The organism is Actinospica durhamensis (assembly GCF_018139695.1).
Taxonomy (GTDB): domain Bacteria; phylum Actinomycetota; class Actinomycetes; order Streptomycetales; family Catenulisporaceae; genus Actinospica; species Actinospica durhamensis.
The window spans coordinates 1-26,987 of the sequence record NZ_JAGSOG010000103.1; the positions used below are offsets into that span (position 1 = coordinate 1).

The following is a 26,987-nucleotide window of genomic DNA, read 5'->3' on the forward strand; positions in this document are numbered from 1 at the left end:
TAATTCGTCTGCAGCGTCAGATGGGTATAAGAGACAGGGACCCCCGGCCGCGAGCCGAGCCCGGCCGGACGCTCAAGGAGCTCGCCGCCGCCGTCGCGCAGGCCAGGATCGTAGGAACACACGACGCGCTGGACCTGGAAGTGCGCGGCTTCACCCTGGACTCGCGTGCGGTGCGTCCGGGGGACCTGTACGCCGCCCTGCCCGGGGCCTCCGCCCACGGAGCCCAGTACGCCGAGGACGCGGCCTCCCGCGGCGCGGTGGCCGTGCTGACCGACGAGGAGGGCGCCAAGCTCTCCGCCGAGGCCGGCCTGCCCACCGTGCTCGTGCCCGAGGTGCGCCCGGCGCTCGGCCCGATCGGCGCGGCCCTGTACGGCCAGCCGGCCGAGGCCCTGACGATGCTCGGCGTCACCGGGACCAACGGCAAGACCACCACCACCTTCCTGATGGACGGCGGCCTGCGCGCGGCCGGCCTGCGCACCGGGGTGATCGGCACCACCGGCACCCGGATCGGGGACGTGGCGGTCAAGACCCTGCGGACCACCCCCGAGGCCCCTGACCTGCAGGCGCTGCTCGCCGCGATGCGCGCGCACGAGGTGCGGGCCGTCGCGATGGAGGTCTCCAGCCACGCGCTGGCCTACGGCCGCACCGCCGGGATCCGCTACAAGGTCGCCGCCTTCACCAACCTGACGCAGGATCACCTCGACTTCCACGCCGACTTCGAGGACTACTTCGAGGCCAAGGCGAAGCTGTTCACCCCCGGCTACACCGACCTGGCCGTGGTGAACCTGGACGACCCGTACGGCCGCCGGATCGCCGAGCGGGCGCGGTCGCAGGGTGTGGAGACGTGGACCTTCTCGCCGACCGGCGGGGCGGCCGACTGGCGGGCCGTGGACGTCGAGGCCTCCATCAACGGCTCCGCCTTCACGATCGTCGGCCCCGACGGCACCCGCCGCGACGCCTCGGTGCGCCTGGCCGGGCAGTTCAACGTGGCCAACGCGCTGACCGCGATCGTCGCGCTGATCGCCGCCGGCGTGGAGCCGACCGCCGCGATCGCCGGCGTGGCCTCGGTGCCCGGCGTGGCCGGACGCGTGCAGCGGGTCGAGGCGGGCCAGGAGTTCCTGGCCGTGGTCGACTACTCGCACACCCCCGACTCCATCGGCGGAGTGCTCGAGACGCTGCGCCCGGTGACCACCGGGAAGCTGCGCATCGTGGTGGGCTGCGGCGGGGACCGGGACCGGGCCAAGCGGCCGCTGATGGGCGCCGCCGCGGCCCGCGGCGCCGACGAGGTCATCCTCACCAACGACAACCCGCGCTCCGAGGACCCGCTGGCCATCCTGGCCGCGGCCGAGGTCGGCGCGCGGGCCGCGGTGGCGGACGGGGCGCGGGCCGCGCTCGAGGTCTGCCCCGACCGGGCCGAGGCGATCGCCCGCGCGGTCGCCCGCAGCGAACCCGGCGACACCGTGGTGGTGGCCGGGAAGGGACACGAACAAGGTCAGGAGATCGCCGGAGTGATCCACCCCTTCGACGACGCGGCGGTCCTGCGCGCCGCGATCTTGCACGAGGCGGGCCGAAGGGCGGAGCTCGGGTGATCGCGCTCACGCTCGGCGAGCTCGCGCGGATCGTGGACGGCGAGCTCGCCGTCGGAACCGACCCCGCGCTCACCGTCACCGGCCCCGCCTTCCTCGACTCGCGCGAGCTCGTGCCCGGCGGACTGTTCGCCGCGTTCGACGGCGAGCAGGTCGACGGACACGACTACGCCGCCGCGGCGATCGAGGCCGGCGCCGCGGCCATGCTCGGCAGCCGCGACGTCGGCGTGCCCGCGGTACTGGTGGCGGACGTGGAGCAGGCTCTGGGCCGGCTGGCCCGGGAGGTGCTGGCCCGGCTGCCCCGGACCACGGTGATCGCCCTGACCGGCTCCTCCGGCAAGACCTCCACCAAGGACCTGCTCGGCCAGGTGCTGGCCGGGCACGGGCCGACGGTGTTCACCAAGGGCTCCTTCAACAACGAGAAGGGCCTGCCGCTGACCGTGCTGCGCGCCGACGAGGACACCAGGTTCCTGGTGCTGGAGATGGGCGCCCGCGGCATCGGTCATATCAAATTCCTGTGTGAACTCGCCCCGCCCAGCGTCGGCCTCGTGCTCAACGTCGGCACCGCGCACGTCGGGGAGTTCGGCTCCAAGGAGCAGACCGCGCTGGCCAAGGGCGAGCTGGTCGAGTCGCTCCCGGCGGACGGCCTGGCCGTGCTCAACGCCGACGACCCCCTGGTAGCCGAGATGCGCTCGCGTACCGCGGCGCCGGTGCTCACCTTCGGCGAGAGCGACGCGGCCCGGGTGCGGGCCGAGGACGTCGAGCTCGACGAGAACGGCTTCGCACACTTCACCCTCGTGCTCAGTGCCGCCAACGCACCGTTGAGCCCGGAGAAGCCGGACCAAGCCGACGGCGCCTCGGCCCCGGTGGCCCTCCAGGTGGTCGGCGAGCACAACGTCTCCAACGCCCTGGCGGTCGCGGCCGTCTGTATCGGCATGGGCATGTCCGTCCCCGACGTCGCCGCGGGCCTTTCCGCGGCGCGGGCGCTGAGCGGCGGCCGGATGGCCGTGACCACGCGGCCCGACGGCGTCGTCGTGATCGACGACGCCTACAACGCCAACCCGGAGTCGGTCCGGGCCGGCCTGAAGGCTCTGGCGATCCTGGCGCACTCGCGTCCGGACGCCCGGTCCTGGGCCGTGCTCGGCCAGATGGCAGAGCTCGGTGACCGCTCCGTGGAGGAGCACGACGCGATCGGCCGTTTGGCCGTACGCTTGCGCATCGACCGGCTGGTGGCCGTCGGCGCCGAAGCCGCGATGATCCACGCCGGGGCCGGCCACGAGGGCTCCGGCGGCCAGGACAGCGCCCTGGTAGCCGATCCGGACGAGGCGATCGCGCTGTTGCGCGAGCAGCTGCGTCCGGGGGACGTCGTGCTGGTGAAGGCGTCCAATTCCGTAGGCCTGCGCCGAGTGGCCCGAGCCCTGCTGGAGGATCCACAGTGATGAGAGCGGTCCTGTACGCGAGCGTCATCGCCCTGGTGTGCTCACTGATCGGCACCCCGGTGGCGGTCAAGCTCTTCGCCCGGCGCGGCTACGGCCAGGAGATCCGCGAGGACGGCCCCCAGTCGCACCAGGTCAAGCGCGGCACCCCCACCATGGGCGGCACCGTGATCGTGCTCTCCACCCTCATCGCCTACTTCGTCACCAAGCTCGCGACGGGCAAGTGGCCGACCAGTTCGGCGCTGCTTGTGCTGTTCTTGATGACGGGTCTGGGCATCGTCGGCTTCCTCGACGACTTCATCAAGATCTACAAGCAGCGCTCGCTGGGCCTGCGTGCGAAGGCGAAGCTGATCGGCCAGTCCGTGGTCGCCATCGTCTTCGCGATCCTGGTGCTGCACTTCCCGAACGCGATGGGCTACACACCGGCGAGCGACCACGTCTCGTTCCTCTACGACATCGGCTGGCTCAGCCTCGGCCCGGTGCTGTTCGTGGTCTGGAGCTATCTGCTCATCTCCGGCTGGTCCAACGCGGTCAACCTCACCGACGGCGCGGACGGACTGGCCACCGGAGCCTCGGTGATGGCCTTCTCCGCGTACGTGGTCATCGGGGTCTGGCAGTACGGCCAGAGCTGCGGGAGCGCGCCGAGCAAGGGCTGCTACGAGGTACGAGATCCGCTCGACCTGGCCATCGTGGCCGCCGCGCTGATGGGCGCCTGCTTCGGCTTCCTGTGGTGGAACGCCAGCCCGGCCAAGATCTACATGGGCGACACCGGCTCGCTCGCCCTCGGCGGCGCCTTCGCCGGCCTGTCCATCTGCTCGCGCACCGAGGTGCTTGCCGTGATCATCGGCGGCCTGTTCCTGATCGAGATGTTCTCGGTGGTCATCCAGGTCGGCTCGTACAAGCTCCGGGGTGGCAAACGCGTGTTCAAGATGGCGCCGTTGCATCATCATTTCGAACTGTTGGACTGGCCCGAGGTCAACGTCGTCATCAGATTCTGGATCATCGCCGGACTCTGCGTGGCGTTGGGCCTAGGCGTCTTCTACGGCGGGTTCGCCGCGACGAAATGAGCACCGTGAGCACCGTGAACGGCAACGAAAAGGGCACCGGCGCGAACTGGCGCCTGCCCGACCCCGACGGCCTGGCCGAGGTGCCGTGGCAGGGCCTGCGGGTGTGCGTGGTCGGCGCGCGCGTGGTCGGCATCTCGGCGGCCGAGGCGCTGCTCGGCCTCGGCGCGCACGTCGTGCTGTGCGACCGCTACGACGACGAGCAGACCGCCGAGCGCTCCGCGCGCGTGGCCGGGCTCGGCGCGATCCTGCGCCTGGGCGACGACCACACGCTGCCCGAGGACTGCGAGCTGCTCGTGGTCGTCCCCGGCATCCCGCCGACCGCCCCTATCGTGGCGGCCGCGCGGGAGGCCGGGATCCCGGTCTGGGGCGACGCCGAACTGGCCTGGCGGCTGCGCCGGCCGCTGCCGGACGGTACCTACGCCCCCTGGGTCGGGCTGACCGGCACGAACGGCAAGACCACCGCCGTACGGATGCTCACGGCGATGCTGGAGGCGGCCGGGAAGCGCGTGGTCGCCTGCGGCAACGTCGGCTTCCCGCTGGTGGACGCGGTGACGGCCGAGGACCCGTACGAGGTTCTGGCGATCGAGCTCTCCAGCTTCCAGCTGTACTGGTCCGAGTCGCTCAGCCTCAAGGCCGCCGCGGTGCTCAACATCGCGCCGGACCACCTGGACTGGCACGGCACGATGGAGGACTACGTCGCGGCCAAGGCCCGGATCTACGAGCGCTGCCAGGTCGCCTGCGTCTACAACGTGGCCGACAAGGTCACCGAGCGGATGGTCGAGGAGGCGGACGTCACCGAGGGCTGCCGGGCCGTCGGGTTCACCCTCGGCGCCCCCGGGCTCTCGATGCTGGGCGTGGTCGACGGCATCCTGGCCGACCGCGCGTTCATCCAGGACCGGCGCACCTCGGCCGCGGAGCTCGGCACCATCTTCGACGTGGAGCCGCACGCCCCGCACAACATCGCCAACGCCCTCGCCGCCGCCGCCCTGGCCCGCGCGTACGGCGTCCCGGTCGAGGCCGTGCGCGACGGGCTGCGCAACTTCCGCCCGGACCCGCACCGCATCGAGTTCATCGCGGTCCTCGGCGGCGCCGACTACGTGGACGACTCCAAGGCCACCAACACCCACGCCGCCGCCGCGTCGCTGGCCTCCTACGAGCACATCGTCTGGATCGCCGGCGGCCTGGCCAAGGGCGCGCAGTTCGAGGACCTGGTGGAGAAGGCGGCCACGCGCCTGCGCGGCGTGGTCCTGCTCGGCCAGGACAGGGCCCTGATCGCCGACGCGCTGCGCGCCAAGGCCCCCGACGTCCCGGTCAAGGACATCGGCGGCGCCGACACCGGCCTCGACGCCCAGACCGCCGTAGAGGCCGCCCTCGACGCCGCGGCCGAGTTCGCCCAGCAGGGTGACACCGTCCTGCTGGCCCCCGCCTGCGCCTCGATGGACCTGTTCGTCTCCTACAACCAGCGCGGCGACGTGTTCGCCGAACAGGTCCGCCGCCGCAAGGCAGCCCAGACCGAGGCGGAGAACGCGGCCGGAGCCGAAAGCGCGGCGGAGAACGCCTCGTAGATCGCAACGAACGCATAACGGCGCGAGTCTCGGGAGTCACACGATTCCCGAGACTCGCGCCGCGCCACGTTGATCCGGCGCCGTCGCGGGCGTCGCGAGGGCGAAGGTCGAAAATCGCATTTACCTTCTGACGCGTGGTCACTTCTACACACGAAACCCTGCACCGCTTCTTCCGGGACCATCCCGAGACGATCGACCGGACGTTCCACGCCGTGGGAATGACGAACTTCCCGAAGACGGCCCGAGTCCAGCTGTTGCCCAACGACGTGACGGAGATCGAGCCGCTGGAGCGCCGCGTCGACACGGCGATGCTGGTCGAGTCGGTCGACGGGCAGGTGTTCATCCTCGTGTTCGAGTCCCAGGGCAAGGCGGACGAGGCCAAGCGGCTCAGTTGGCCGTACTACGTCGAGTATCTGCACAGCCGGCACGGGTGCCCGGTCGTGCTCGTCGTGGTCTGCCAGAACCCGTCCACGGCGGCGTGGGCCCGCGAGCCCATCGTCCACGAGGCCGCCTTCTGGCTCACGTCGGCCACGTATCCGCTGGTGCTGGGCCCGGAAAACGTGCCGTCGCTCAAGGACATCCCCGAATCGGAGTTGCTGCTGGGGGTGCTCTCCGCGGTCATCCACGGCGATGGGACGGACGCCTCGGACCTGGCGCGGCTCGCCAAGAACCTCCGGCGGCTCGACCCGCAGACCCGCGTCGATCTCGCCACGTACGTACTTCTCGGACTCGGATCCTTCCCCATCGCACAGAGCTGGATGAAAATGATGAATGTGGACTACGAAACCCTGCGCACCTCGCCGATCATCCGCGAGTGGCTGGACGCACACGACCAGGAGCTCACGGCGGAGGCCGAGGCTCAAGGCAAGGCCCAGGGCCTGGCCGAGGGTCGGGCGGAGGGCTTGGCCGAGGGTCGGGTGCAGGGCCTGGCGGAGGGCATGGTCGAGGGCATGGCCAAGGCCAAGGCCGAGAGCATCCTCCATATCCTCGACAAGCGCTCGGTCGAGCTCTCCGGTCTCGAGCTGCAGAAGATCTACACCTCGACCGACCTGGACCAGCTCGACCGCTGGCTCGACGCGGCGCTCGGTGTCACCAGCGCGGACGAACTGTTCGGACGACGCCCGCGCGCATCTGACACTCCGTAAGATCCCCCCATGACGGTTGAGATCACCCCACTCGAGTCCGTGACGCCCGACGTGGTCGAGGCGTTCGAGCGGCTGCTGCCGCAGTTGTCGGCGCGGGCGCCGGAGATCGGGGAGGGGGAGTTGAAGCGGGTGGCGGCGTGGCAGGGGGCGACGGTGCTGCTGGCGCGGCTGGACGGGCGGATCGTGGGGACGCTGACGCTGGTGCTCTTCCCGATCCCGACCGGGACGCGGGCGTGGATCGAGGACGTGGTGGTGGAGTCCTCGGCGCGGGGCAACGGGGTGGGAGCCGCGCTGGTGCACCACGCGCTCGACCTGGCGCGGGAGGCGGGGGCGCGGACGGTGGATCTGACCTCGCGTCCGTCGCGGGTCTTCGCGCACCGGCTCTACGAGAGCGTCGGGTTCGAGGTGCGCGATTCGCGCCTCTACCGGTACGAGCTGTCCCGGCCGTAGCCCGCCGGCCCCGCGTCCTCCCGCGTAGCGCGCGCCGGGTGCGCTAACCTCGCCGGGAGAGTGTGGCGGGGCGGAGAGGCGAGGCGGCATGGGCTGGATCGGGCAGGCGCGTACCGGGCTCGGGCAGGCCCGCCGTTGGCTGCGCCACCCGATGGCCCCGTACTTCATGCTGATCGGCGCGACCACGCTGCTGGTCGGGATCGGGCTGCTCGAGGTGTATTCGGCCTCGACGACCAGCAACCTGGTCAGCGGCAAGCCGGAGCTCGGCACGATCGCGAAGCAGGCGATGTCGGTCGCGATTGGCGTGCCGCTGATGGTGATCGCGGCCCGGCTGCCGGTGCGCTTCTACCGCCTGCTCGCCTACCCGCTGCTGCTGGTCTCGCTGCTCCTGCTGCTCATGGTGCTCGCGTTCGGGCAGGTGTCCGACGGCGGCAACCAGAACTGGCTGCAGTTCGGGCCGTTGACGATCCAGCCGAGTGAGTTCGCGAAGTTCGCCCTCGTACTGTGGGGCGCGGACCTGCTCGAGCGCAAGGAGAAGCGGCTCGCCAGCTGGGACCACCTGATCGTGCCGCTGCTGCCGATGGCCGGGCTGATCGTGGGCCTGGTCATGCTCGGCGGCGACATGGGCACCTCGATGGTGATCGTGGCCATCACCTTCAGCCTGCTGTGGGTGGTCGGCGCGCCCGGGCGGCTGTTCACGGTCGTCTCCGGCGGCGCGGCGGGCCTGGCCACGCTCGCGGTGCTGATGCGCCCGAGCCGGGTGCGGCGCTTCACCGAGTTCCTCTCCAGCACCACCGCCGACCCCACCGGCACCGGCTACCAGGCCGCGCAGGGCTTCTCCGCGCTCTCCTCAGGGGGCTGGTTCGGCGTCGGGCTCGGCGCCAGCCGGGAGAAGTGGGGACAGCTGCCCGAGGCGCAGACGGACTTCATCTTCGCCATCATCGGCGAGGAGCTCGGCCTGTTCGGCACGCTCGCGGTGCTCGCCCTGTTCGCCGTACTCGGATACGCCGGGCTGCGCATAGCGCTGGACGCCACCGACGGCTTCGTGCGGCTGGCCGCGGCCGCGGTGACCGGCTGGCTGATGGCGCAGACGCTGATCAACCTCGGCGCGGTGCTCGGCGTGCTGCCGATCGCGGGCGTGCCGCTGCCTTTCGTCTCCTACGGCGGCTCCTCGCTGCTGCCCTCGCTGGCCGCGGTCGGCATGCTGCTCTCCTTCGCCCGTTCGCAGTACCGCGGCCTGCCGCACGCGGACGCCGCGGACGGGGGCGGCGTGGACGGCGGCGGCGCCGAGGGCGAGAGCACCGCCGCGTCATCCGCACCCGCTAAGCTCGGCTCCCGACCGCCGAGTGCGCGCGGACGGGCCGCCGAGAAGTCAGGACTTGCCCCGTGACCGAAGATCGACCGCTGCACGCGGTGCTGGCCGGGGGCGGGTCCGCCGGACACATCGAGCCGGCCCTGGCGCTGGCCGACGCGCTGCGCCGGCGCGACCCGCGGTCCTCGATCACCTGTCTCGGTACCGCCAAGGGCCTCGACACCAAGCTCATCCCGGAACGCGGCTACCCGCTCGAGCTCATCCCGGCCGTGCCCATGCCGCGCAAGCCCACCATGGACGTGTTCACCGTCCCGTCCCGGCTGGCCGGCACCGTGCGCCGCGCCGCCGAGGTGCTGGACAAGGTGGACGCGCAGGTCGTGGTCGGCTTCGGCGGCTACGTCTCGCTGCCGGCCTACTTCGCCGCGCGCCGCCGCGGGGTGCCGATCGTGGTGCACGAGGCGAACGTGCGCCCGGGCCTGGCCAACCGGGTCGGGTCCCGGATGACCGACTGGATCGCCACCGGCTCGCCGGACTGCCGCCTGGCCGGCGGCCGCTACCTGGGTATGCCGCTGCGTCAGATGATCGCGAAGCTGGACCGTCCGGCGCTGCGGGACGAGGCGCTGCGCACCTTCGGCCTCGCCCCGGACCGCAGAACGCTGCTGGTCTACGGCGGGTCGCAGGGTGCGCGCCGGCTCAACGAGGCGATCGAGGGCGCGTGCGGCGCGCTGGCCACCGCGGGGGTGCAGATCCTGCACGCGGTCGGCCGGGGCAACTGGCGCGACCAGGACGTCTTCCCGGTCTCCGGGGCCGCCTACGTGCGCGTGCCCTACCTCGACCGGATGGACCTGGCCTACGCCGCGGCCGACCTGGTGCTGTGCCGCGGCGGCATGATGACCTGCTCCGAGCTCGCCGCGGTGGGGCTGCCCGCGGTGTACGTGCCGCTGCCGATCGGCAACGGCGAGCAGCGGCTGAACGCCCAACCGGTGGTCCGCGCGGGCGGCGGGATCCTGATCGAGGACGAGGGGCTGACCCCGGCCTGGCTGCTCGAGCACGTGCTGCCGCTGCTCGCGGATCCGGGGCGGCTGGCCGAGATGGGAGCCGCGGCAGCCGCGTTCGGCCGCCGCGACGGCGACGAGGCGCTCGCCGATCTGGTGTACGAGGCGGCCGGGCGCACCGGGCAGCCCGCCGAGGCGCAGGGAGCATAAGCGGACCATGAGCAACATCCACGACCTCTACCATCAGCTGCTCGAGCCGACCCCGCCGGCCGAACGGCTCGGCCGGATCCACTTCGTCGGCATCGGCGGCGTCGGCATGGCGCCGGTGGCCCGGGCCGCGCTGGAGCGCGGGCTGCCGATCTCCGGCAGCGACATCAAGCGCACCGCGGTGATCGAGGAGCTCGAGCGCGACGGCGCGGTCGTCACGATCGGGCAGCGGCCGGAGAACCTCGACGGCGTGGACACCGTGGTCGTCACCACCGGGCTGCGCGGCGACAACATCGAGGTCCTCACGGCCAAGGAGCGCGGGCTGACGGTGGTGCACCGGGCCACGATGCTCGCCTCGCTCATGGTCGGGCGCACCGCGGTGCTGATCGCGGGCACCCACGGCAAGACGACCACGACCTCGATGATCGCGGTCGCGCTGACCGAGCTGGGCCAGGACCCGTCCTACGTGATCGGCGGCGAGATCGGGGCCACCGGGATCAGCGGCCGGTCCGGCAAGGGCGAGGTGTTCGTGGCCGAGGCGGACGAGTCCGACGGCACCTTCCTGCACTACTGCCCGGACATCGCGGTGATCACCAACGCAGAGCTCGACCACCCGGACTACTTCGCCTCGGTGGACGCGGTGCACGAGGCCTTCAAGCGGTTCGTGGAGCGGATCAAGCCGGGCGGCACCCTGGTCGCCTGCCGCGACGACGCGGGCGCGCGCATCGCGATCGAGCACGCGCGCACGCTCGGCCTCGCGGTCACCACCTACGGCGTGGCCGAGGACGCGGACGTCGCCGTCACCGAGACCCGGCTGCGGCCGGACGGGGCGCACGCGCGCTTCGTGACCGCAGGCGGCTCGGTCGAGGTCGAACTCAAGCTGACCGGCCGTCACAACGTGGAGAACGCGGCGGCCGCGTGGGCCGTGCTGGCCTCGCTGGTCGAGCCGGACGAGGCCGCGCGGGCGCTGGCCCACTTCACCGGGGCCCGGCGCCGGATGGAGCTCAAGGGCGAGGCCGCGGGCGTGCGCGTCTACGACGACTACATGCACCACCCGAAGGAGATCACCGCGACCCTCGCCGCATACCGGGAACTGGCCCACGGCGGCCGGCTGATCGTCGCGTTCCAGGCGCAGCGCTACTCGCGGGCGCAGACCTTCCTGCGCGAGTACGGCGCCCCGCTCGGCGCGGCCGACCACGTCGTCGTGCTCGAGGTCTACCCGGGCTCCGGGGAGGACCCGATCCCGGGGGTGACCGGCTCGGTCATCGCCGGGGACGTGCCGCTGCCGGCCGGACAGGTGGCGTTCGAGCCGGAGACCGCGGCGGTGCCCGCGCTGCTGGCCGACCTGGTCGAGCCGGGGGACGTGGTGGTCACCGCGGGCGCGGGCGACGTCACCACCGTGGGCCCGGCGCTGCTCGAGCTGCTGCGCCGGCGCGCGGTCCAGGTGATCGGGTGAGCCCGCGATGACCGGCGCCGGTGGCGGACGGTCCACGAACGAGCGCGCCGCCGCCGACGCCGCCACGGCCGGATCGCGGCGTCCCGGGGGCGCCGGCCGCGTCTCCGATCTGCCCGCGCGGCTGTACGCGGCGCGGATGCGCACCCGTTCGCGCCGCCGCCGGCTCACCGTCACGCTGAGCGTCACCGCCTGCCTGTTCGCCCTGGTCGGCTACCTGCTGCTGTGGCACACCTCGCTGATCGCGGTGCGCGGGGTGCACGTGCGCGGGACGAAGTCCGTCACCGCGGCGACGGTGCTGACTGCGGCTCAGATCCGCACCGGCAGCCCGATGGCCGCGCTCGACACCGCCGCCGTGGCCGCCCGGATCGAGCGCATCCCGCAGGTGGCCTCGGCCTCGGTCAGCCGGGACTGGCCCGGCACGGTCGAGATCAGCGTGGTCGAGAGGGTCGCCGCGGCGCTGGTGCCGGACGCCGCGGGCTACGCGATCGTGGACGGCGGCGGAGTGGTGTTCGGGCAGAGCGCCACCGTGCGCTCGGGTCTTCCCGTCATCGACGTCTCCGGTGCCGCCAAGGACGCCGAGGTGGTGCCCGGAGCGCTGGCCGCGCTGCGGGCGCTGCCGGCCGCGCTGGACCGCAGGATCGCCTCGATCACCGCCACCGATCCTTATGCCATTACCCTGACGCTCACCGACGGCACGACGGTGAACTGGGGCGGTGGCGAAGACGCCACGCAGAAGGCTGCGGACCTGACCGCACTGATGCGCGTGGGCGGCGCGCACCACTACGATGTGAGCGCTCCGAACGCTCCCGCGAAATCCTGAAATAGACCGACAATACGGTGAAGCGTGGAAGAATAAGCAAAACTGTCCGGGGGTCAGTTTCGGCGTGTTCGTTGCGGGGTGTGCGTCCGGCGACCTACTGTCGTGTCACCGATCGAGTCATCGAGATGATGTTGACGGCCGTCAGGGGCGATAAAGTCTTTGAGCGGACCGTGTGCGCGGCCACCCGTGCGCGCCGCGGCGGACCAACTCACCAGTGCGAGAGGCCTTCGAATCGTGGGTGCACCCCAGAACTACCTCGCCGTCATCAAAGTCGTGGGCATCGGCGGCGGCGGTGTCAACGCCATCAACCGAATGATCGAGGTCGGACTCAAGGGTGTCGAGTTCATCGCGATCAACACGGATGCACAGGCGCTGCTGATGAGCGACGCCGACGTCAAACTCGACGTCGGGCGGGAATTGACCCGCGGTCTCGGCGCAGGGGCGAATCCCGAGGTGGGCAAGAAGGCCGCCGAGGATCACGCCGAGGAGATCGAAGAGGTCATCAAGGGCGCCGACATGGTGTTCGTGACGGCCGGTGAAGGCGGTGGCACGGGTACCGGCGGCGCTCCGGTGGTGGCCCGCATCGCCCGTGCGCTCGGCGCGCTGACCATCGGCGTGGTCACCCGGCCGTTCACCTTCGAGGGACGGCGCCGGGCCACCCAGGCCGAGGAGGGCATCGCCGCGCTGCGCGAGGAGGTCGACACCCTCATCGTCATCCCGAACGACCGGCTGCTCTCGATCTCGGCGCCCGGCGCGACCGTGCTCGACGCCTTCAAGTCGGCCGACCAGGTGCTGCTCAGCGGCGTCCAGGGCATCACCGACCTGATCACCACCCCGGGCCTGATCAACCTGGACTTCGCCGACGTGAAGTCGGTCATGTCCGAGGCGGGCTCCGCGCTCATGGGCATCGGTTCGGCCCGGGGCGAGAACCGGGCCACCCTGGCGGCCGAGATGGCCATCTCCTCGCCGCTGCTCGAGGCCTCCATCGACGGCGCCCGCGGGGTGCTGCTGTCCATCTCCGGCGGCTCCGACCTCGGCCTGTTCGAGATCAACGAGGCCGCGCAGCTGGTGTCCGAGGCGGCACACCAGGACGCGAACATCATCTTCGGCGCCGTGATCGACGACGGCCTCGGCGACGAGGTGCGGGTCACCGTGATCGCGGCGGGCTTCGACGGCGGCCAGCCGTCCAAGCGCCGCGACACCGCCTCCACCCGGCGGCCCGAGGTGACCGAGACCGCCACGGTGCAGAACGGCATGCTCGGTACGCTCTCCCGGCCGGAGGACGACGAGCCCACCCAGTCGCTGCCGATTCCGCCGACCCGGGTCGAGGAGGACGACATCGACATCCCGGACTTCCTCAAGAACCTGAACTAACCCGCGCGGCACGGACCGGATAGGCTCCGAACGTGGAGATCTACCAGCACGGACGGATTCGGTTCGCCTTCTCAGACCGGCACGGCGGTGTGAGCGCCGAGCCGTACGGGTCGCTCAATCTCGGGGATCACGTGGGCGAGGACCCGGGGGTGGTCGGGGAAAACCGCGCCCTCGCCGCGCGGGCGCTGGGCCTCGAGCCCGAGCGCGTGGTGTATCTGACGCAGGTTCACGGGGCCGAGGTGGTCCGCGCGCACGGCCCCTGGAGCGGGCCGCGGCCGGAGGCGGACGCGAGCGTCACCGACGTGCCCGGTCTCGCCCTCGCCGTCCTGGTCGCCGACTGCACCCCGGTGCTGCTCGCCGATCCCGAGGCGGGCGTGGTGGCGGTGGCGCACGCGGGACGCCCGGGGATGGCCGCCGGCGTGGTGTCGGCCGTGGTCTCCCGGATGCGCGATCTCGGCGCGCGGCCGGAGCGGATCATCGCCCACACCGGCCCGGCCGTGTGCGGGTCCTGCTACGAGGTGCCCGAGGCGATGCGCGCGCAGGTGGCCGAGCGGGTTCCCGAGTCCTGGGCCGTGACCCGCCAGGGCACCGCGGCCGTGGACGTGCCCGGCGGCGTCTGGGCGCAGCTGCGCGCGGCCGGTGTCACCGAGGAGCACGCGCACCGTTCGCCGGTGTGCGCGATGGAGTCGGCCGAGCACTACTCCTACCGCCGCGAGGGCGTCACCGGGCGGTTCGCCGGATTCGCCTGGATCGACGCGGCATGAGCGAGGCGGACGCCGCGCGCCGGGCCGAGATCGCCGCCAACCTCGAGACCGTCAGGGCTCGGATCGCGGGCGCCTGCGCCGCGGCCGGGCGCTCGGCCGCGGAGGTGAACCTGGTCGCGGTGACGAAGTTCCGGCCGGCCTCCGACGCGCTGCACCTGTTCGCGCTCGGGCAGCGGCTGTTCGGTGAGAACCGGGACCAGGAGGCCGCGGCGAAGAGCGCCGAGGTGGCCGCCGTCCTGTCCGCGGTGCCCCGGGATCAGTGGCCGGAATGGCATTTCATCGGACAACTGCAGACCAACAAGGCGAAATCAGTCGTCTCCTATGCGGACGCGGTCGAGTCGGTCGACCGGGTGGAACTCGTCGCCGCCCTGGCGAAGGCGGCCGAGCGCTCCGGGCGCAGGCCGCGCTGCTTCGTCCAGGTCAATCTGGATCCGCGGGCCGTGCGCGAATCCGGCGGCCGCGGCGGCGCGCATCCGGACGAGATACTGCAGGTCGCCGACGCCGTGGCGGACAGCGGTGCGCTTCGCCTCGAAGGGCTGATGGCGGTCGCGCCCCTGGACGCGCCCCCCGAACCCGCGTTCGAGCGCCTGGCCGCCCTTGCCGCGAAACTGCGTGGCGTCCATCCTGATGCCGTGTCACTCTCGGCGGGGATGAGTGGGGATCTCGAAGCCGCGGTGGCGGTGGGGGCGACACACGTGCGGATCGGGTCCGCGTTGCTCGGTGGCAGACCTCCACTGCGGTAACGTCGTGATTCAGGCGAGTGTTCATGGTTAAAGCCGATCAGCCGCTGACTGAGACATCGCACCATCGCCGACCACCGCAACATCGCCCTGCTACGGAAGGACGGGCACATGCCGGGGTTCATCAAGAAGACGGCTGTCTATCTCGGCTTGTCCGAGGGCGACGATCCCTACGCTTACGACGAGGAGTACGAGGGCGGCGAGGACACCGAGCTCCGCCCGGTCGCCGTGTCGCAGCACCGTGACGAGGAGGAGCCGGAGGAGGAGTACGTCCCGCGCTTCGCCCCGCAGGCGCCGCGTTACGGCGAGTCCCCGGCCCGGCCGGCCGAGCCCGCCGAGCAGGAGGTGCGCCCGCTGTTCCTGGCCGCACCGCGCCGTCCGAGCATGCCCGCCGGCCGCGTGGTCGCGGCCGAGCCGGCCCGGCCGACCCCGGTCGCGGTCCTGGCCGAGCCGTACGAGCGCGCGGCGGGCGCCGGCGGCGGCGAGCCGTACCGCATCACTACCCTGCATCCCCAGCGCTACGACGACGCGCGCACCATCGGCGAGCACTTCCGGGACGGCACCCCGGTCATCATGAACCTCAGCGAGATGGGCGACGCCGACGCGAAGCGCCTGGTCGACTTCGCGGCCGGCTTGGTTTTCGGTCTGCGGGGAAGCATCGAGAGGGTGACGCAGAAGGTGTTCCTGCTCTCACCTGCTAACGTCGATGTGACGGCCGAGGACAAGGCCCGCATCGCCGAAGGCGGGTTCTTCAACCAGAGCTGACACGCGGTGTCCGACCGGACGCCGACGGTGACGGCGGTCCGGAAGGAACGGTGTGGCACATGGGACATGTGGTCATCGAGATCGTCACGGTGGCCTTGTGGGTCTACTGGATTCTGCTCATGTTCCGGCTGGTCATGACGTGGGTTTTCCAATTCGCCCGCTCCTACGACCCGCACGGTGTCATGCTGATTGCCGTGGAGTCCGCCTATACCGCCACCGACCCCCCGCTGAAGTTCCTGCGGCGTTACATCCCGCCGTTGCGGATCGGCGGTCTGGCGCTCGACCTGGCGTTCTTGCTGTTAGTGATCATCCTTTTCCTGGCGATCCAGTTCGTCGGGAGCGTCTGACGATACATAACAGCCAGGACACGAGATATTGTCTGTCCGGTACGCCGACGACCACGCCGAGGTGAAGAGATGCCGTTGACCCCCGAGGATGTTCACAACAAGCAGTTCACGACCGTCCGCCTACGCGAGGGTTACGACGAGGAAGAAGTCGACGCCTTCCTGGACGAGGTGGAGGCGGAGCTGACCCGCCTGCTGCGGGAGAACGAGGAGCTGCGGGCCAAGCTGGCCGCGGCGACCCGGGCCGCGGCGCAGGCGCAGCAGCAGGCTCAGCAGGCCCAGCAGGCGAATATGGACCGGGGCCCCGGGCCCATGGACCGCCCGCAGCTGGACCGCGCCCCGGTGCCGATGGACCGTATGCCGCAGCGGCGCGAGCCGCAGCCCATACCTCCGCAGCTGCCGGCCCCCATGCCGATGGCGATGGCGGTTCCGCAGCAGCCCCAGTTCCAGCCCGGCGGCGACTCGGCCGCGCGCGTGCTGGCCCTGGCCCAGCAGACCGCGGACCAGGCGATCGCGGAGGCCCGCAACGAGGCCAACAAGATCGTCGGCGAGGCGCGCACCCGGGCCGACGGCCTCGAGCGCGAAGCCCGCGGCAAGGCGGAGGCGCTCGAGCGGGACGCGCAGGACAAGCACCGTACCGCCATGGGCACCCTCGAGCAGGCCCGCGCCTCGCTCGAGCGCAAGGTCGAGGACCTGCGCGCGTTCGAGCGCGAGTACCGGCAGCGGCTCAAGTCGTATCTGGAGAGCCAGATGCGGCAGCTGGAGTCGAACAGCAGCGACGACTCCGCGCTCGCCCGCTCCTCGGCCTCCTCGTTCGGCGGCGGCGTGCCGCAGCTCGGCCCCGGCCCGTCCGCTCCGGCCCCGCAGCCGCCGCAGCCCCAGCAGGCGATGCCCGGCATGGCCGGCATGCCCGGTATGGGCGGCCCCGGTCTCGGTGGCGGCATGGGCATGGTCCCCGGCATGGCTCCGCAGCAGCAGGGCGGTTACGCCTCCGCGGTGCCGGCCCCGCCGATGCCCGCGCCCGCGATGGCCGGTTCCTCGATGAGCCAGATGACCCAGACGATGGCCCCGATCCGGCCCGGCGTCCCGCCGCAGCCGAACCCGGGTATCCCGCAGGCCCCCTCGCCGATGCGCGGCTTCCTGATCGACGAGGACCCCGAGTCGTAGGAACCGACGGCTGGTCGGCCCGGGCGAGTCGGAGCCCGGGCGCCGTCGGACACCTCGCTGCCGGATCGCGGGCCCTCGCCGGGCGCGCGCCCCTGGCGAGGCGTGCGGACGGCTGCTTGACTGACGGTTGTGGAGCAGCAGACGCCTGCCGAGGCATGGCGGGCCGCACTCGCGGCGGCGAGTGCGGGATACGCACCCGCGCCGCCACGGCCGCTCGTGCCCGGTGATCCAGGGGTGGTGGGCCCCTATCGGATCGAGGCGGTACTCGGCCAAGGCGGGATGGGCAGGGTGTTCCTGGCCAGGGACACACGGGATGAACGGGTACCGGCGGCCGTGAAGGTGCTGGCCCGGACCGGGGACGCGACAGCGTGGTCGCGGTTTCGACGGGAGTTGGCGGCGGCGCGCCGCGTGCAGGGGCACGGGACGGCGCGCGTGCTGGACGGGGACGGGGAGGCCGATCCGCCCTGGTTGGCGGTCGAGTACATCACGGGCCCGACGCTGGACCGCCTGGTGGCCGAGCGCGGCCCGCTGGACGCGGCCGCGGCCGCCGGCCTCGCGGTGGGCGTGGCCGGGGCCCTCGGGGAGATCCACGCCGCGGGCGTGGTGCATCGCGATCTCAAGCCGGCCAACATCATCCTGAGCCCGGACGGGCCGAGGGTGGTGGACTTCGGCATCGCACGCACGGTGGACGCGACCACCCTGAGCGTGACCGGGTGGGCCATGGGCACCCCCGGCTACATGGCACCCGAGCAGATCACCGACCCGCGCACGGTGGGAACCGCGGCGGACGTGTTCGCCCTCGGCTCGGTGCTGGTCTTCGCGGCCACCGGCGCCTCGCCCTATCACGGCGGGGACGCGCCGAGCGTGGTCTACCGCATCGTGCACGAGGCCCCGCGCCTGTCCGGCGTGCCCGCCTCGCTGCGCCCGCTGGCCGAGGCCTGCCTCGCCCGCGACCCGGCGGCCCGGCCCCGGGTGGAGGCGGTGGCCGCGGCGGCGCTGCGCATCGTGGACTTCGAGGCGGCGCGCTCGGCCGAACGCGCGCGCGAACTGGTCGAACCGCTGGCCGCGACCGCTCCACCGCGCCGCGTGCCCGAACTGCCGGCGTTCACGTTCCCGGTGCCGCTGCCGTCACCCTCCGCGCCCGGGCCGTCCACCCCGCCGGGCACGCCCACGCCCATCCCGACGCCGGACCCGGCCGTCCCGCCGCTTCCGCCCGCCGCCGATCCGTACGACCTAACCCTGGCCACGCGCACCACGGCCGGGCGCATCCCCGCAGGTCGGCGCCGTCGCTCGCTGGCTCTGCTGACCGTGCTCGCGGTCGCGGCGCTGGGCGTGAGCGGCTGGTTCGCCGCCGAGGCCCTGGCGCATCCGTCCCCGGGTGCGTCGGCCACCGGGACCTCGCGCACCTCCGGCACGGTGGGCGCCCGCGTAGGCTCGACCTCCTTCGCGGGCGGCACCGTGGTGCTCGGACCGGGCTGCGGGACGAGTTCCTGGGGTGTGTTTTCCGTCACATCCACGACGCTGGAGCGGGGCGTCGGCGGGGGAGATCCGGCCTGCGGCGGCGCGGCCGACGCCTTCCGAAAATCCGGCTCGGACGCCGAGGCGAGCCCGCCCGCCTCCCGTGCGACCTGGCACTTCCGCTTCCACCGGTCGGTGCGCTGCACGCTCTCGGTCTACATCGCCGCCGCCGACCCGTCCTCAGGTCGCGCGCTCTACCAGGTCACCGCGCACGGCGCCGTCACGACCTTCGCCATCGCACAGGGCCAGGCCAAGGGCACCTTCGTCACGCCCGCCGCACTGACCGGCCTGACGGCTCCGAACGGCGACATCGAGCTGGTGCTGACCGACCTGACCGCGGCCGCGGGCGACGCCAACCACGTCACCGCGTCGAGCGTCTCAGCGGCCTGTCAGGTGGCCTGAGGGCCCGTCGGCCGCCGTCAGAGCCCTGTCGGGGTGCTCGGAGTTCTCCGGGTATTCGGGCCGCTCAGGCCGCGGGCCGCCGGAGTTCGTACACGATCATGTCGCGGGCGGGCTCGAAGCGCTGCTCCAGGGCGCCCGCGCGGAAGCCGAGGCGCTCGGCCACCCGCGCCGACGCGGCGTTGCGCGGATCGATCAGCGAGGTGATCCGGTCGATGCCGAGCGTGCGCCAGCCCCAGGCCAGGAACGCCTCGGCGGCCTCGGTCGCGTAGCCGTGCCCGTGTGCCTCGAAGCGGTAGGTCCAGGCCGCCTCGACCTCGTCCCACTGCTCCCAGTACTGCAGACCCGAGCGGCCCAGGAACCGGCCGTCCTCGCGCGACTCGACCGCGAAAAGGCCGTGGCCCCGCTGCGCCCACTGCTGCTCGACGATGCGCAGCCGGTCCACCGCCTGCTGCTCGGTGTACGCGCCGACGAACGTGTTCACCCGCGGATCCGCGTGCATCCGCACGAATTCGGCGACGTCCGCAGGGTTCGAGGTCAGGGGTCGCAGTCGCAGCCGCGGCGTCTCCAGCACGATCGTTTGGTTCATGCTCCGATCGTGCCAGAGACGCCCGCGGCGATGATCAGCCGATCAGGATTTCGTCACGGAGAAGCTCAGGCCCAGGTCGGCGTCGGCGAAGGCGCCGTCCACCGGCACCTCGCTGCGGGTGAACTCCACCGCCAGCACCTCCTGCGCGATCGCGTCCCGGTGCGCGGTCAGCGCCTCGCCGGTCTCGTCCGCGGCGTGCCAGAGCAGCACGATCCGGTCAGAGACCTCGAGCCCGCTGGTCTTGCGCGCCTCCTGGATCAGCCGCACCGCGTCCCGGGCCAGGCCCGCGAGCCGCAGTTGCGGAGTGATCGTCAGATCCAGCGCGACGGTCTCGCCGCCGGCGGTCGCCACCGCCCAGCCCTCCTTCGGCGTCTCGGTCACGATCACCTCTTCGGCCTCGACCTCGACCTGCTCGCCCTCGACCTCGACCGCCACCCGGCCCTCGGCGCGCAGCCGGGCCGAGAGCTCGGCCGCGTCCGCCGCCGCGATGGCGTTGGCCACCAGCGGGGTGCGCTTGCCGAACCGCTTGCCCAGCGCCCGGAAGTTGCCCTTCGCCGAGTACTGCAGCAGGTCGCCCGCGGCCGCGCTGAGCGCGTCGGTGCCCTGCACGTTGAGCTCCTCGGCCACCTGCGCGCGCAGCTCCTCGGTCAGCTCGGCCCAGCCGTTCGCGCCGACCAGGGCCCGGCCGAGCGGCTGACGGGTCTTCACCCCGGACTCGGCGCGGGTGGCCCGGCCCAGCTCCACCAGCCGCCGCACCAGGTCCATCCGCGTACCCAGCCGGTCGTCGATCGGGGCAGCGTCCGCCGTCGGCCAGCTCGCCAGGTGCACCGACTCCGGCGCGTCCGGGTCGACCGCGCGCACCACGTCCTGCCAGACCCGCTCGGTGATGAACGGCACCAGCGGCGCCATCAGCCGGGTCACCGTCTCGATCACGGTGTGCAGGGTGGCCAGCGCGGCCGGGTCCGCGTCCCAGAACCGGCGGCGGGAGCGGCGCACGTACCAGTTGGACAGGTCGTCCACGTACGCGGCCAGCAGCTTGCCGGTCTGCTGGGTGTCGAAGTTCTCCAGCGCCGCGTCCACGTCCCGCACCAGGCGGCTCAGCTCGGAGAGCACCCAGCGGTCGAGCACCGGGCGCTCGGCCACGGCCGGATCGGCGGCGGACGGGGTCCAGCCTCCGGTGCGGGCGTAGAGCACGTGGAAGGCCACGGTGTTCCAGTAGGTCAGCAGGGTCTTGCGGACCACCTCCTGGATGGTGCCGTCGCCCACCCGCCGGGCCGACCAGGGCGAGCCGCCGGCCAGCATGAACCAGCGCAGCGGGTCGGCTCCGTGCCGGTCCATCAGCGGGATCGGCTCGAGGATGTTGCCCAGGTGCTTGGACATCTTGCGCCCGTCCTCGGCCATGATGTGGCCGAGGCACAGCACGTTCTTGTACGAGGACTGATCGAACACCAGGGTGCCGACCGTCATCATCGTGTAGAACCAGCCGCGGGTCTGGTCGATCGCCTCGCAGATGAAGTCGGCCGGGTAGGCCGCCTCCAGCTCCTGCTCCGAGCCGGGCAGGTGCGGGTAGCCCAGCTGCGCGAACGGCATCGAGCCGGCGTCGTACCAGCAGTCGATGACCTCGGGCACCCGCTGGGCCGTCGCGCCGCACACCGCGTCGCCCGCCTTGTCCGGGCAGGCGAAGGAGACCTCGTCGATGAACGGGCGGTGCGGGTCGAGCTCGGCCAGGTCCCGAGCGGCCAGCGCGCCGAGCTCGGCCAGCGAGCCCACGCAGGTCAGGTGGCCCTCGGCGCAGCGCCAGATCGGCAGCGGAGTGCCCCAGTAGCGGTTGCGCGACAGGGCCCAGTCGACGTTGTTGTTGAGCCAGTCGCCGTACCGGCCGTGCTTGACGTTCTCCGGGTACCAGGTGGTGGCCTCGTTCTCCCGCAGCAGCGCGTCCTTGATCGCGGTGGTGCGAATGTACCAGGACGGCTGCGCGTAGTAGAGCAGCGCGGTGTGGCAGCGCCAGCAGTGCGGGTAGGAGTGCTCGTACTCGAGGTGCCGGAACAGCACGCCGCGCTCGCGCAGGTCGGCCGTGAGTGCCTCGTCCGCCTTCTTGAAGAACACCCCGCCGACCAGCGGCACCGACTCCTCGAAGGTGCCGTCCGCGCGCACCGGGTTGACCACAGGCAGGCCGTAGCCGCGGCACACCTTCAGGTCGTCCTCGCCGAACGCGGGCGCCTGGTGCACCAGGCCGGTGCCGTCCTCGGTGGTGACGTACTCGCCCAGCACGACGTAGTGCGCCGGGGCCGGGAACTCGATGAGCTCGAACGGACGCTGATACGCCCAGTACTCCATCTCGCGCCCCGTGAAGGACTCGCCGGTCGCGCTCCAGCCCTCGCCCAGCGACTTGCCCAGCAGCGGCTCGGCCACCACCAGGGTCTCGGTGCCGTCGGTCGCCGCGACGTAGGTCACCTCCGGGTGCACGGCCACGGCGGTGTTCGACACCAGCGTCCACGGCGTGGTCGTCCACACCAGCAGCGCGGCCCGGCCGGCCAGCGGGCCCGAGGTCAGCGGCATCCGCACGTACACCGAGGGATCCACGACCGTCTCATAGCCCTGAGCCAGCTCGTGGTCGGAAAGGCCGGTGCCGCAGCGCGGGCAGTACGGCGCCACCCGGTGGTCCTGCGCCAGCAGGCCCTTGTCGAAGATCTGCTTGAGCGACCACCAGACCGACTCGATGTAGGACGGGTCCATGGTCCGGTAGGCCTGGGACATGTCCACCCAGAAGCCCATCCGGTCGCTGAGCTTCTCGAACTCGCCCACGTGCCGCTCCACCGAGGCGCGGCACTTGGCGTTGAACTCGGCGATGCCGTACGCCTCGATGTCCTGCTTGCCGGTGAAGCCCAGCTCCTTCTCCACCGCGAGCTCGACCGGCAGGCCGTGGCAGTCCCAGCCGGCCTGGCGCTCGACGCGGTAGCCCTTCATGGTCTTGAACCGCGGGAAGACGTCCTTGAACACGCGCGCCTCGACGTGGTGCGTGCCCGGCATGCCGTTGGCGGTCGGCGGGCCCTCGTAGAAGGTCCAGCGCGGGCCGTCGGCGGTGGCCTCGAGGGACTTGCGGAACACGGACTCGCGCCGCCACAGCTCGAGCACCTCGTGCTCCAGGGCGACCAGGTCCACCTGGGCGGGTACGGGTCGGTACATCGGCGGGCCCCTCCGCTTCTCGTCGCGGCCGCCTCGCGGCGGCGTCTGCGGTCAGCGAAGGGACGAGCGCGCCGGTCGGCGCGTCCCGCGGTACCACCCTCCTTGGCGCCCCGCCGGCCTCCGGCGACACGCCCCCTCAACTCGCGGAAAGGCCGGTTCTACTGGGGCCGGGCGCCGCCCGGCCGGTTCTTCCGGCGGCTCGGGGGTGATGGCCCCGTCCTCGCCTGCTCGATCCGCGCTCTCAGTGTAAGGCCCGGCCGCGCTCGTGGTGACCGGATAAACCCCGGCCCGCGCACGGTCGCCCCGGCCCGCCCACGGTCGCACCGGAGCACGCGGGGGGCGCGGTCCAGGCCCGCGCTCCTAGGCTGGGCGCATGGTCGCTCAGCCCCCTGCCGCGCGTGCGCCGGTGCCGGTCCGCTTCCCGATCCGGGTCAGGCCGGGGGCGGCGCGCACGAAGGTCGGGGGGTCGTACGGAGACGCGGGGGCGCTCGTCGTGGCGGTCACGGAGCGCGCGGTGGACGGGAAGGCGACCGCGGCGGCGCTGGTCGCGCTGGCCCGTGCGCTGGGGTTGGGGCGTGGCGCGGTCACCCTGGTGAGCGGGGCCGTGAGCAGGGACAAGGTGGTGCGGGTGGCCGATCCGCCGGAGGATTTCGCGGCCCGGCTGCAGGCCCTGCTCGGGTGAGTGGATCACCTTACCACAGGTAGCGCAGCGATCACCCTCCGTGGGGTCAGCCGGTCGGCCCAGTGCTCAGGGGGAAAGATCTTTGCCGTTCCGTGATTAGTGCCGGAGCCGACCGGGCACCAATCAGCCGCGTAACCCGTTATGCGGAATGGGTGAATTCGGCGCCACCGCGCCGCACCGCCCGCAGCCCGGCCGGCCCGCCCCGGCGCGAGAGCGCGCTTTTGGCGGTGACCGGTCACTTTTGATCCGATCCGAGAGCGAGGGATGCACCTGTGAGCACCACCGCGCGTACCACCGCCGCAGCCTCGGCGGCGCCGTCGTCCGCCGTCAAGAAGGCGCCGGCCGCCAAGTCCGCCGCGCGCCCGGCGACCAAGGCGCCCGCCGCCCGCGCCCCGCGCACCCCCGCTCGCACCAGCGCCAAGCCCCACGGTGGAGTGGAGAACCTGCCGGTGCGTGCCGGCGAGGATCCGTGGACCGTCGAGGAGATCAACGAGGTCGAGCAGGACCTGCGGGCGGAGGTCGACCGGCTGCGCGCCGACGTGGCCTCGGCCGACCGGGCCCTGGACGACCTGCTGCGCGATGCCGGAACCGGGGCCGGGGACGACCAGGCCGACACCAGTTCGAAGAACTTCGAGCGCGAGCACGAGATGTCCATCGTGAACCACGCCAGGGACATGCTGGTGCAGTCCGAGCGGGCACTGGCCCGGATCGCGAACGGCACCTACGGGGAGTGCGAGTCCTGCGGCGAGGGCGTGGGCAAGGCGCGCCTGCAGGTCTTCCCGCGCGCGACGCTGTGCAAGGACTGCAAGGAGAAGCAGGAGCGCCGCTGACGCGTCGGCGGGGGACGGGGCGCGGCGCCGCGACGGCCGCGGGCCGGCGGGAACGGCCCGAGGGCGGCCGCGGCGTGGCGGCCGAGCTCGGCGGCACAGTGACCGCACGAACCCGGAAGAGGTAGGGTCGGCGGGTGGACAACGCACGGGGCGGCCGGGACCAGGCCCTTGAATCAGACCTCCTCCCGTCGTCCGGCCCGCGCTCCGCGGCCCGGCGGCGCGTGGGCATCCTGTTCGCCGTCGCGGCACTGGTGTACGTGCTGGACGTGGTGAGCAAGCTACTCGTGGTCGCCTACCTGACCCCGGACCGGCCGGTGCGCGTGATCGGCTCGCTGGTGCAGCTGACCTACACCCGCAACTCCGGCGCGGCCTTCTCCATCGGCTGGGGCGACACCGTCGTGTTCTCGCTGATCGCGATCGGCGTGGTGGTGGTCATCCTGCGGCTGGCCCGCCGGCTCTACAGCGCTCCGTGGGCCGTGGCCCTCGGCCTGCTGCTGGGCGGCGCGGTCGGCAACCTCACCGACCGGATCGCGCGGGCCCCGGGTCCCTTCCGCGGCTGGGTGGTGGACTTCGTCCAGCTGCCGCACTTCGCCATCTTCAACCTCGCCGACGCCGCCATCACCTGCGGCGGGGTGCTCATGGTGCTGCTCGCCTTCCGCGGCCTGCACCCGGACGGCACCGACGAGCGGGCCGCCTACCAGGCACGCAAGTCCGCCGCGGAGGCCGAGCCGGACGAGCAGGCGGCGCCGGAGCAGTCCGCCGAGCCGGAGCACGCCGACTCCGAGCAGCCCGCGTCCGGCGAGGACGCGGACGAGCGCGAGACCGAGGCCGGCGACGAGGCCGAGCGGGAGCACGAGCACCGCTGATCAGCGGGCCCGGTAACCTGGTCGGATGAACTCCACCGCCCGCTCCCTGCCCATCCCCGACGGCCTGCACGGTGAGCGGGTGGACGCCGCCTTGGCCCGGATGTTCGGGCTGTCCCGGACGAAGGCGGCGGAACTGGCCGAGCAGGGCCTGGTCTCGATCGACTTCAAGCCCGTCGCCAAGTCCGACCGGGTCCGCGGCGGCGCCTGGCTCGAGGTCGAGCTCCCGCCGCCGCCCGGCGCGCAGGAGTTCGACGCGGCCGCGATCGCCGAGCCGGTGCCCGGTATGCGGATCGTGCACGACGACGAGGACATCGTCGTGGTGGACAAGCCCGTCGGCGTCGCGGCGCACCCGAGTCCCGGCTGGCTCGGCACCACCGTGGTCGGCGGCCTGGCCGCGGCCGGCTACCGCATCTCCACCTCCGGCGCCGCCGAGCGCCAGGGCGTGGTGCACCGGCTGGACGTGGGCACCTCGGGCCTGATGGTCGTGGCCAAGTCCGAGCACGCCTACTCGGTGCTCAAGGACGCCTTCCGCGAGCGCACCGTGGACAAGCGCTACAACGCGCTGGTGCAGGGCTACCCGGACCCGATGAGCGGCACCGTCGACGCCCCGATCGGCCGGCACCCGAAGCTGGACTACAAATGGGCCGTCACGGCCGACGGCAAGGACTCGGTGACGCACTACGACACCATCGAGGCCTACCGCCGGGCCACACTGCTCGACATCAAGCTGGAGACCGGGCGCACCCACCAGATCCGGGTGCACATGGCCGCGCTGCACCACCCGTGCGTGGGCGACCTGACCTACGGCGCGGACCCCAAGCTCGCCCAGCGCCTCGGGCTGGGCCGGCAGTGGCTGCACGCCGCGCGCCTGTCCTTCGCCCACCCGGCCACCGGGGACTGGGTCGGATTCAGCTCGCCCTACCCCGAGGACCTGCAGCACGCCCTCGACCTGATCGCCGAGGAGAGCTGACCCACCCCGTCGGCCCCGCGGTACCCGCACCACCCTGTCGGACCCGTCGCGAAGGAGCGCACCCGTATGACCGTCACCTCCGGCCTTGAGATCCACCTCGTCCGCCGCCCGGTGGGCGAACCGGTACCCGAGGACTTCGCGCTGGTCCAGGCAACCGTCCCGGCGCCCGCCGCGGGGCAGGTGCTGGTGCGCAACGACTGGCTTTCGGTGGACCCGTACATGCGGGGCCGGATGAACGACGTCAAGTCCTACGTGCCGCCGTTCGCCCTCGGCGAGGCGATGGAGGGCGGCGCGGTCGGCACCGTGGTCGAGTCCGCCGACGACGCGGTGCCGGTCGGCGCGAGCGTGCTGCACATGGCGGGCTGGCGCGAGTACGCCGTGCTCCCGGCCGCCGCCGTGCGCGTCGTGGACCCCGCGCTCGCCCCGGCCCAGGCCTACCTCGGCGTGCTCGGCACCACCGGCCTGACCGCGTACGCCGGGCTGGTCGAGGTCGCCCCGGTCAAGCCGGGCGACGTGGTGTTCGTCTCCGGCGCCGCGGGCGCGGTCGGCTCGGTGGCCGGGCAGGTCGCCAAGCGGCTCGGCGCGGCGAAGGTCGTCGGCTCGGCCGGCGGGCCCGAGAAGGCGGCCCGGCTGACCGGGGAGTTCGGCTTCGACGCCGCGATCGACTACCGCCTCGGCGACGTCGAGGGCCGGCTCAAGCAGGCCGCGCCCGAGGGCATCGACGTGTACTTCGACAACGTCGGCGGGGAGCACC

At 72.5% G+C, this 26,987-nt stretch carries 24 protein-coding genes; 22 read left to right on the top strand and 2 right to left on the bottom strand.

What is annotated here, in order from left to right; genetic code table 11:
* Positions 1-20 precede the first annotated feature (20 nt).
* The 17 genes from KDL01_RS47085 (at position 21) to KDL01_RS20375 (ending at position 19,113) form a co-directional block, all read left to right on the top strand.
* Positions 21-1,589, top strand: a complete 1,569-nt coding sequence (locus KDL01_RS47085; protein WP_212530140.1) for a UDP-N-acetylmuramoyl-L-alanyl-D-glutamate--2,6-diaminopimelate ligase — start codon at positions 21-23, stop codon at positions 1,587-1,589.
* Positions 1,586-3,025 (top strand): UDP-N-acetylmuramoyl-tripeptide--D-alanyl-D-alanine ligase, encoded by a 1,440-nt coding sequence (locus KDL01_RS20300; RefSeq protein WP_212530119.1) that lies wholly within the window; start codon positions 1,586-1,588, stop codon positions 3,023-3,025. The genes KDL01_RS47085 and KDL01_RS20300 overlap by 4 nt, the downstream gene beginning before the upstream one ends.
* Positions 3,025-4,089, top strand: coding sequence for a phospho-N-acetylmuramoyl-pentapeptide-transferase (gene mraY / locus KDL01_RS20305; protein WP_212530120.1), 1,065 nt, complete (start codon positions 3,025-3,027; stop codon positions 4,087-4,089). The genes KDL01_RS20300 and mraY overlap by 1 nt, the downstream gene beginning before the upstream one ends.
* Positions 4,090-4,160: 71 nt before the next feature.
* A complete protein-coding gene (gene murD / locus KDL01_RS20310) occupies positions 4,161-5,654 on the top strand; it encodes a UDP-N-acetylmuramoyl-L-alanine--D-glutamate ligase (protein WP_368861613.1) in 1,494 nt (497 codons plus the stop codon).
* Positions 5,655-5,788: 134 nt separating this feature from the next.
* Complete coding sequence (locus KDL01_RS20315) at positions 5,789-6,799, top strand: RpnC/YadD family protein (protein WP_212530122.1); 1,011 nt, start codon at positions 5,789-5,791, stop codon at positions 6,797-6,799.
* Between the two features lie 9 nt (positions 6,800-6,808).
* Positions 6,809-7,249, top strand: coding sequence for a GNAT family N-acetyltransferase (locus KDL01_RS20320; RefSeq protein WP_212530123.1), 441 nt, complete (start codon positions 6,809-6,811; stop codon positions 7,247-7,249).
* Between the two features lie 88 nt (positions 7,250-7,337).
* On the top strand, positions 7,338-8,639 hold the full coding sequence (ftsW, locus tag KDL01_RS20325; protein ID WP_212530124.1) for a putative lipid II flippase FtsW: 1,302 nt from the start codon (positions 7,338-7,340) through the stop codon (positions 8,637-8,639).
* A gap of 14 nt (positions 8,640-8,653) precedes the next feature.
* Entirely contained in the window at positions 8,654-9,766 is a 1,113-nt protein-coding gene (murG, locus tag KDL01_RS20330) for an undecaprenyldiphospho-muramoylpentapeptide beta-N-acetylglucosaminyltransferase (RefSeq protein WP_212530141.1), read from the top strand.
* Between the two features lie 7 nt (positions 9,767-9,773).
* The gene (gene murC / locus KDL01_RS20335) at positions 9,774-11,219 is read left to right on the top strand and encodes a UDP-N-acetylmuramate--L-alanine ligase (protein ID WP_212530125.1); all 1,446 of its coding nucleotides are present in this window, start codon (positions 9,774-9,776) and stop codon (positions 11,217-11,219) included.
* A 7-nt stretch (positions 11,220-11,226) separates the two neighbouring features.
* Positions 11,227-12,039, top strand: a complete 813-nt coding sequence (locus tag KDL01_RS20340; protein WP_212530126.1) for a cell division protein FtsQ/DivIB — start codon at positions 11,227-11,229, stop codon at positions 12,037-12,039.
* Between the two features lie 234 nt (positions 12,040-12,273).
* The gene (gene ftsZ / locus KDL01_RS20345) at positions 12,274-13,413 is read left to right on the top strand and encodes a cell division protein FtsZ (RefSeq protein ID WP_212530127.1); all 1,140 of its coding nucleotides are present in this window, start codon (positions 12,274-12,276) and stop codon (positions 13,411-13,413) included.
* Between the two features lie 32 nt (positions 13,414-13,445).
* Complete coding sequence (pgeF, locus tag KDL01_RS20350) at positions 13,446-14,177, top strand: peptidoglycan editing factor PgeF (protein WP_212530128.1); 732 nt, start codon at positions 13,446-13,448, stop codon at positions 14,175-14,177.
* Positions 14,174-14,920, top strand: a complete 747-nt coding sequence (locus tag KDL01_RS20355) for a YggS family pyridoxal phosphate-dependent enzyme (protein ID WP_212530129.1) — start codon at positions 14,174-14,176, stop codon at positions 14,918-14,920. The genes pgeF and KDL01_RS20355 overlap by 4 nt, the downstream gene beginning before the upstream one ends.
* Before the next feature lie 108 nt (positions 14,921-15,028).
* Positions 15,029-15,682, top strand: a complete 654-nt coding sequence (locus KDL01_RS44675) for a cell division protein SepF (RefSeq protein WP_212530130.1) — start codon at positions 15,029-15,031, stop codon at positions 15,680-15,682.
* A 59-nt stretch (positions 15,683-15,741) separates the two neighbouring features.
* Positions 15,742-16,029 (top strand): YggT family protein, encoded by a 288-nt coding sequence (locus KDL01_RS20365; RefSeq protein WP_212530131.1) that lies wholly within the window; start codon positions 15,742-15,744, stop codon positions 16,027-16,029.
* Positions 16,030-16,098: 69 nt separating this feature from the next.
* Positions 16,099-17,193 carry a DivIVA domain-containing protein gene (locus KDL01_RS20370; RefSeq protein ID WP_212530132.1) on the top strand — a complete coding sequence of 365 codons (1,095 nt, stop codon included), beginning with the start codon at positions 16,099-16,101 and terminating at the stop codon, positions 17,191-17,193.
* 234 nt (positions 17,194-17,427) lie between these two features.
* Complete coding sequence (locus KDL01_RS20375; RefSeq protein WP_212530133.1) at positions 17,428-19,113, top strand: serine/threonine-protein kinase; 1,686 nt, start codon at positions 17,428-17,430, stop codon at positions 19,111-19,113.
* Between the two features lie 64 nt (positions 19,114-19,177).
* Here the strand turns inward: KDL01_RS20375 and KDL01_RS20380 are convergent, their stop codons facing one another.
* Positions 19,178-19,699, bottom strand: coding sequence for a GNAT family N-acetyltransferase (locus KDL01_RS20380; RefSeq protein ID WP_212530134.1), 522 nt, complete (start codon positions 19,697-19,699; stop codon positions 19,178-19,180).
* A gap of 42 nt (positions 19,700-19,741) precedes the next feature.
* On the bottom strand, positions 19,742-22,885 hold the full coding sequence (gene ileS, locus KDL01_RS20385; RefSeq protein WP_212530135.1) for an isoleucine--tRNA ligase: 3,144 nt from the start codon (positions 22,883-22,885) through the stop codon (positions 19,742-19,744).
* Positions 22,886-23,258: 373 nt separating this feature from the next.
* On the opposite strand from ileS, the gene KDL01_RS20390 reads away from it, so the two are divergent.
* The 5 genes from KDL01_RS20390 to KDL01_RS20410 form a co-directional block, all read left to right on the top strand.
* The gene (locus KDL01_RS20390; RefSeq protein WP_212530136.1) at positions 23,259-23,567 is read left to right on the top strand and encodes a DUF167 domain-containing protein; all 309 of its coding nucleotides are present in this window, start codon (positions 23,259-23,261) and stop codon (positions 23,565-23,567) included.
* Between the two features lie 272 nt (positions 23,568-23,839).
* On the top strand, positions 23,840-24,397 hold the full coding sequence (locus KDL01_RS45355; RefSeq protein ID WP_212530137.1) for a TraR/DksA family transcriptional regulator: 558 nt from the start codon (positions 23,840-23,842) through the stop codon (positions 24,395-24,397).
* Between the two features lie 134 nt (positions 24,398-24,531).
* Positions 24,532-25,263 (top strand): signal peptidase II, encoded by a 732-nt coding sequence (lspA, locus tag KDL01_RS20400; RefSeq protein WP_212530138.1) that lies wholly within the window; start codon positions 24,532-24,534, stop codon positions 25,261-25,263.
* Between the two features lie 25 nt (positions 25,264-25,288).
* Positions 25,289-26,233 (top strand): RluA family pseudouridine synthase, encoded by a 945-nt coding sequence (locus tag KDL01_RS20405; RefSeq protein WP_246576713.1) that lies wholly within the window; start codon positions 25,289-25,291, stop codon positions 26,231-26,233.
* A gap of 66 nt (positions 26,234-26,299) precedes the next feature.
* The coding region (locus tag KDL01_RS20410) for an NADP-dependent oxidoreductase (protein WP_212530139.1) at positions 26,300-26,987 on the top strand (688 nt) is incomplete at its 3' end.

What these genes read in the sequence shown, in the direction of transcription:
- KDL01_RS47085 (WP_212530140.1), top strand. Translation starts at nt 21, where the DNA reads ATGGGTATAAGAGACAGGGACCCCCGGCCGCGAGCCGAGCCCGGCCGG.
- mraY (WP_212530120.1), top strand. Translation starts at nt 3,025, where the DNA reads ATGAGAGCGGTCCTGTACGCGAGCGTCATCGCCCTGGTGTGCTCACTG.
- KDL01_RS20320 (WP_212530123.1), top strand. Translation starts at nt 6,809, where the DNA reads ATGACGGTTGAGATCACCCCACTCGAGTCCGTGACGCCCGACGTGGTC.
- ftsW (WP_212530124.1), top strand. Translation starts at nt 7,338, where the DNA reads ATGGGCTGGATCGGGCAGGCGCGTACCGGGCTCGGGCAGGCCCGCCGT.
- murC (WP_212530125.1), top strand. Translation starts at nt 9,774, where the DNA reads ATGAGCAACATCCACGACCTCTACCATCAGCTGCTCGAGCCGACCCCG.
- KDL01_RS20340 (WP_212530126.1), top strand. Translation starts at nt 11,227, where the DNA reads ATGACCGGCGCCGGTGGCGGACGGTCCACGAACGAGCGCGCCGCCGCC.
- KDL01_RS20355 (WP_212530129.1), top strand. Translation starts at nt 14,174, where the DNA reads ATGAGCGAGGCGGACGCCGCGCGCCGGGCCGAGATCGCCGCCAACCTC.
- KDL01_RS44675 (WP_212530130.1), top strand. Translation starts at nt 15,029, where the DNA reads ATGCCGGGGTTCATCAAGAAGACGGCTGTCTATCTCGGCTTGTCCGAG.
- KDL01_RS20365 (WP_212530131.1), top strand. Translation starts at nt 15,742, where the DNA reads ATGGGACATGTGGTCATCGAGATCGTCACGGTGGCCTTGTGGGTCTAC.
- KDL01_RS20370 (WP_212530132.1), top strand. Translation starts at nt 16,099, where the DNA reads ATGCCGTTGACCCCCGAGGATGTTCACAACAAGCAGTTCACGACCGTC.
- KDL01_RS20380 (WP_212530134.1), bottom strand. Translation starts at nt 19,699, where the DNA reads ATGAACCAAACGATCGTGCTGGAGACGCCGCGGCTGCGACTGCGACCC.
- ileS (WP_212530135.1), bottom strand. Translation starts at nt 22,885, where the DNA reads ATGTACCGACCCGTACCCGCCCAGGTGGACCTGGTCGCCCTGGAGCAC.
- KDL01_RS20390 (WP_212530136.1), top strand. Translation starts at nt 23,259, where the DNA reads ATGGTCGCTCAGCCCCCTGCCGCGCGTGCGCCGGTGCCGGTCCGCTTC.
- KDL01_RS20405 (WP_246576713.1), top strand. Translation starts at nt 25,289, where the DNA reads ATGAACTCCACCGCCCGCTCCCTGCCCATCCCCGACGGCCTGCACGGT.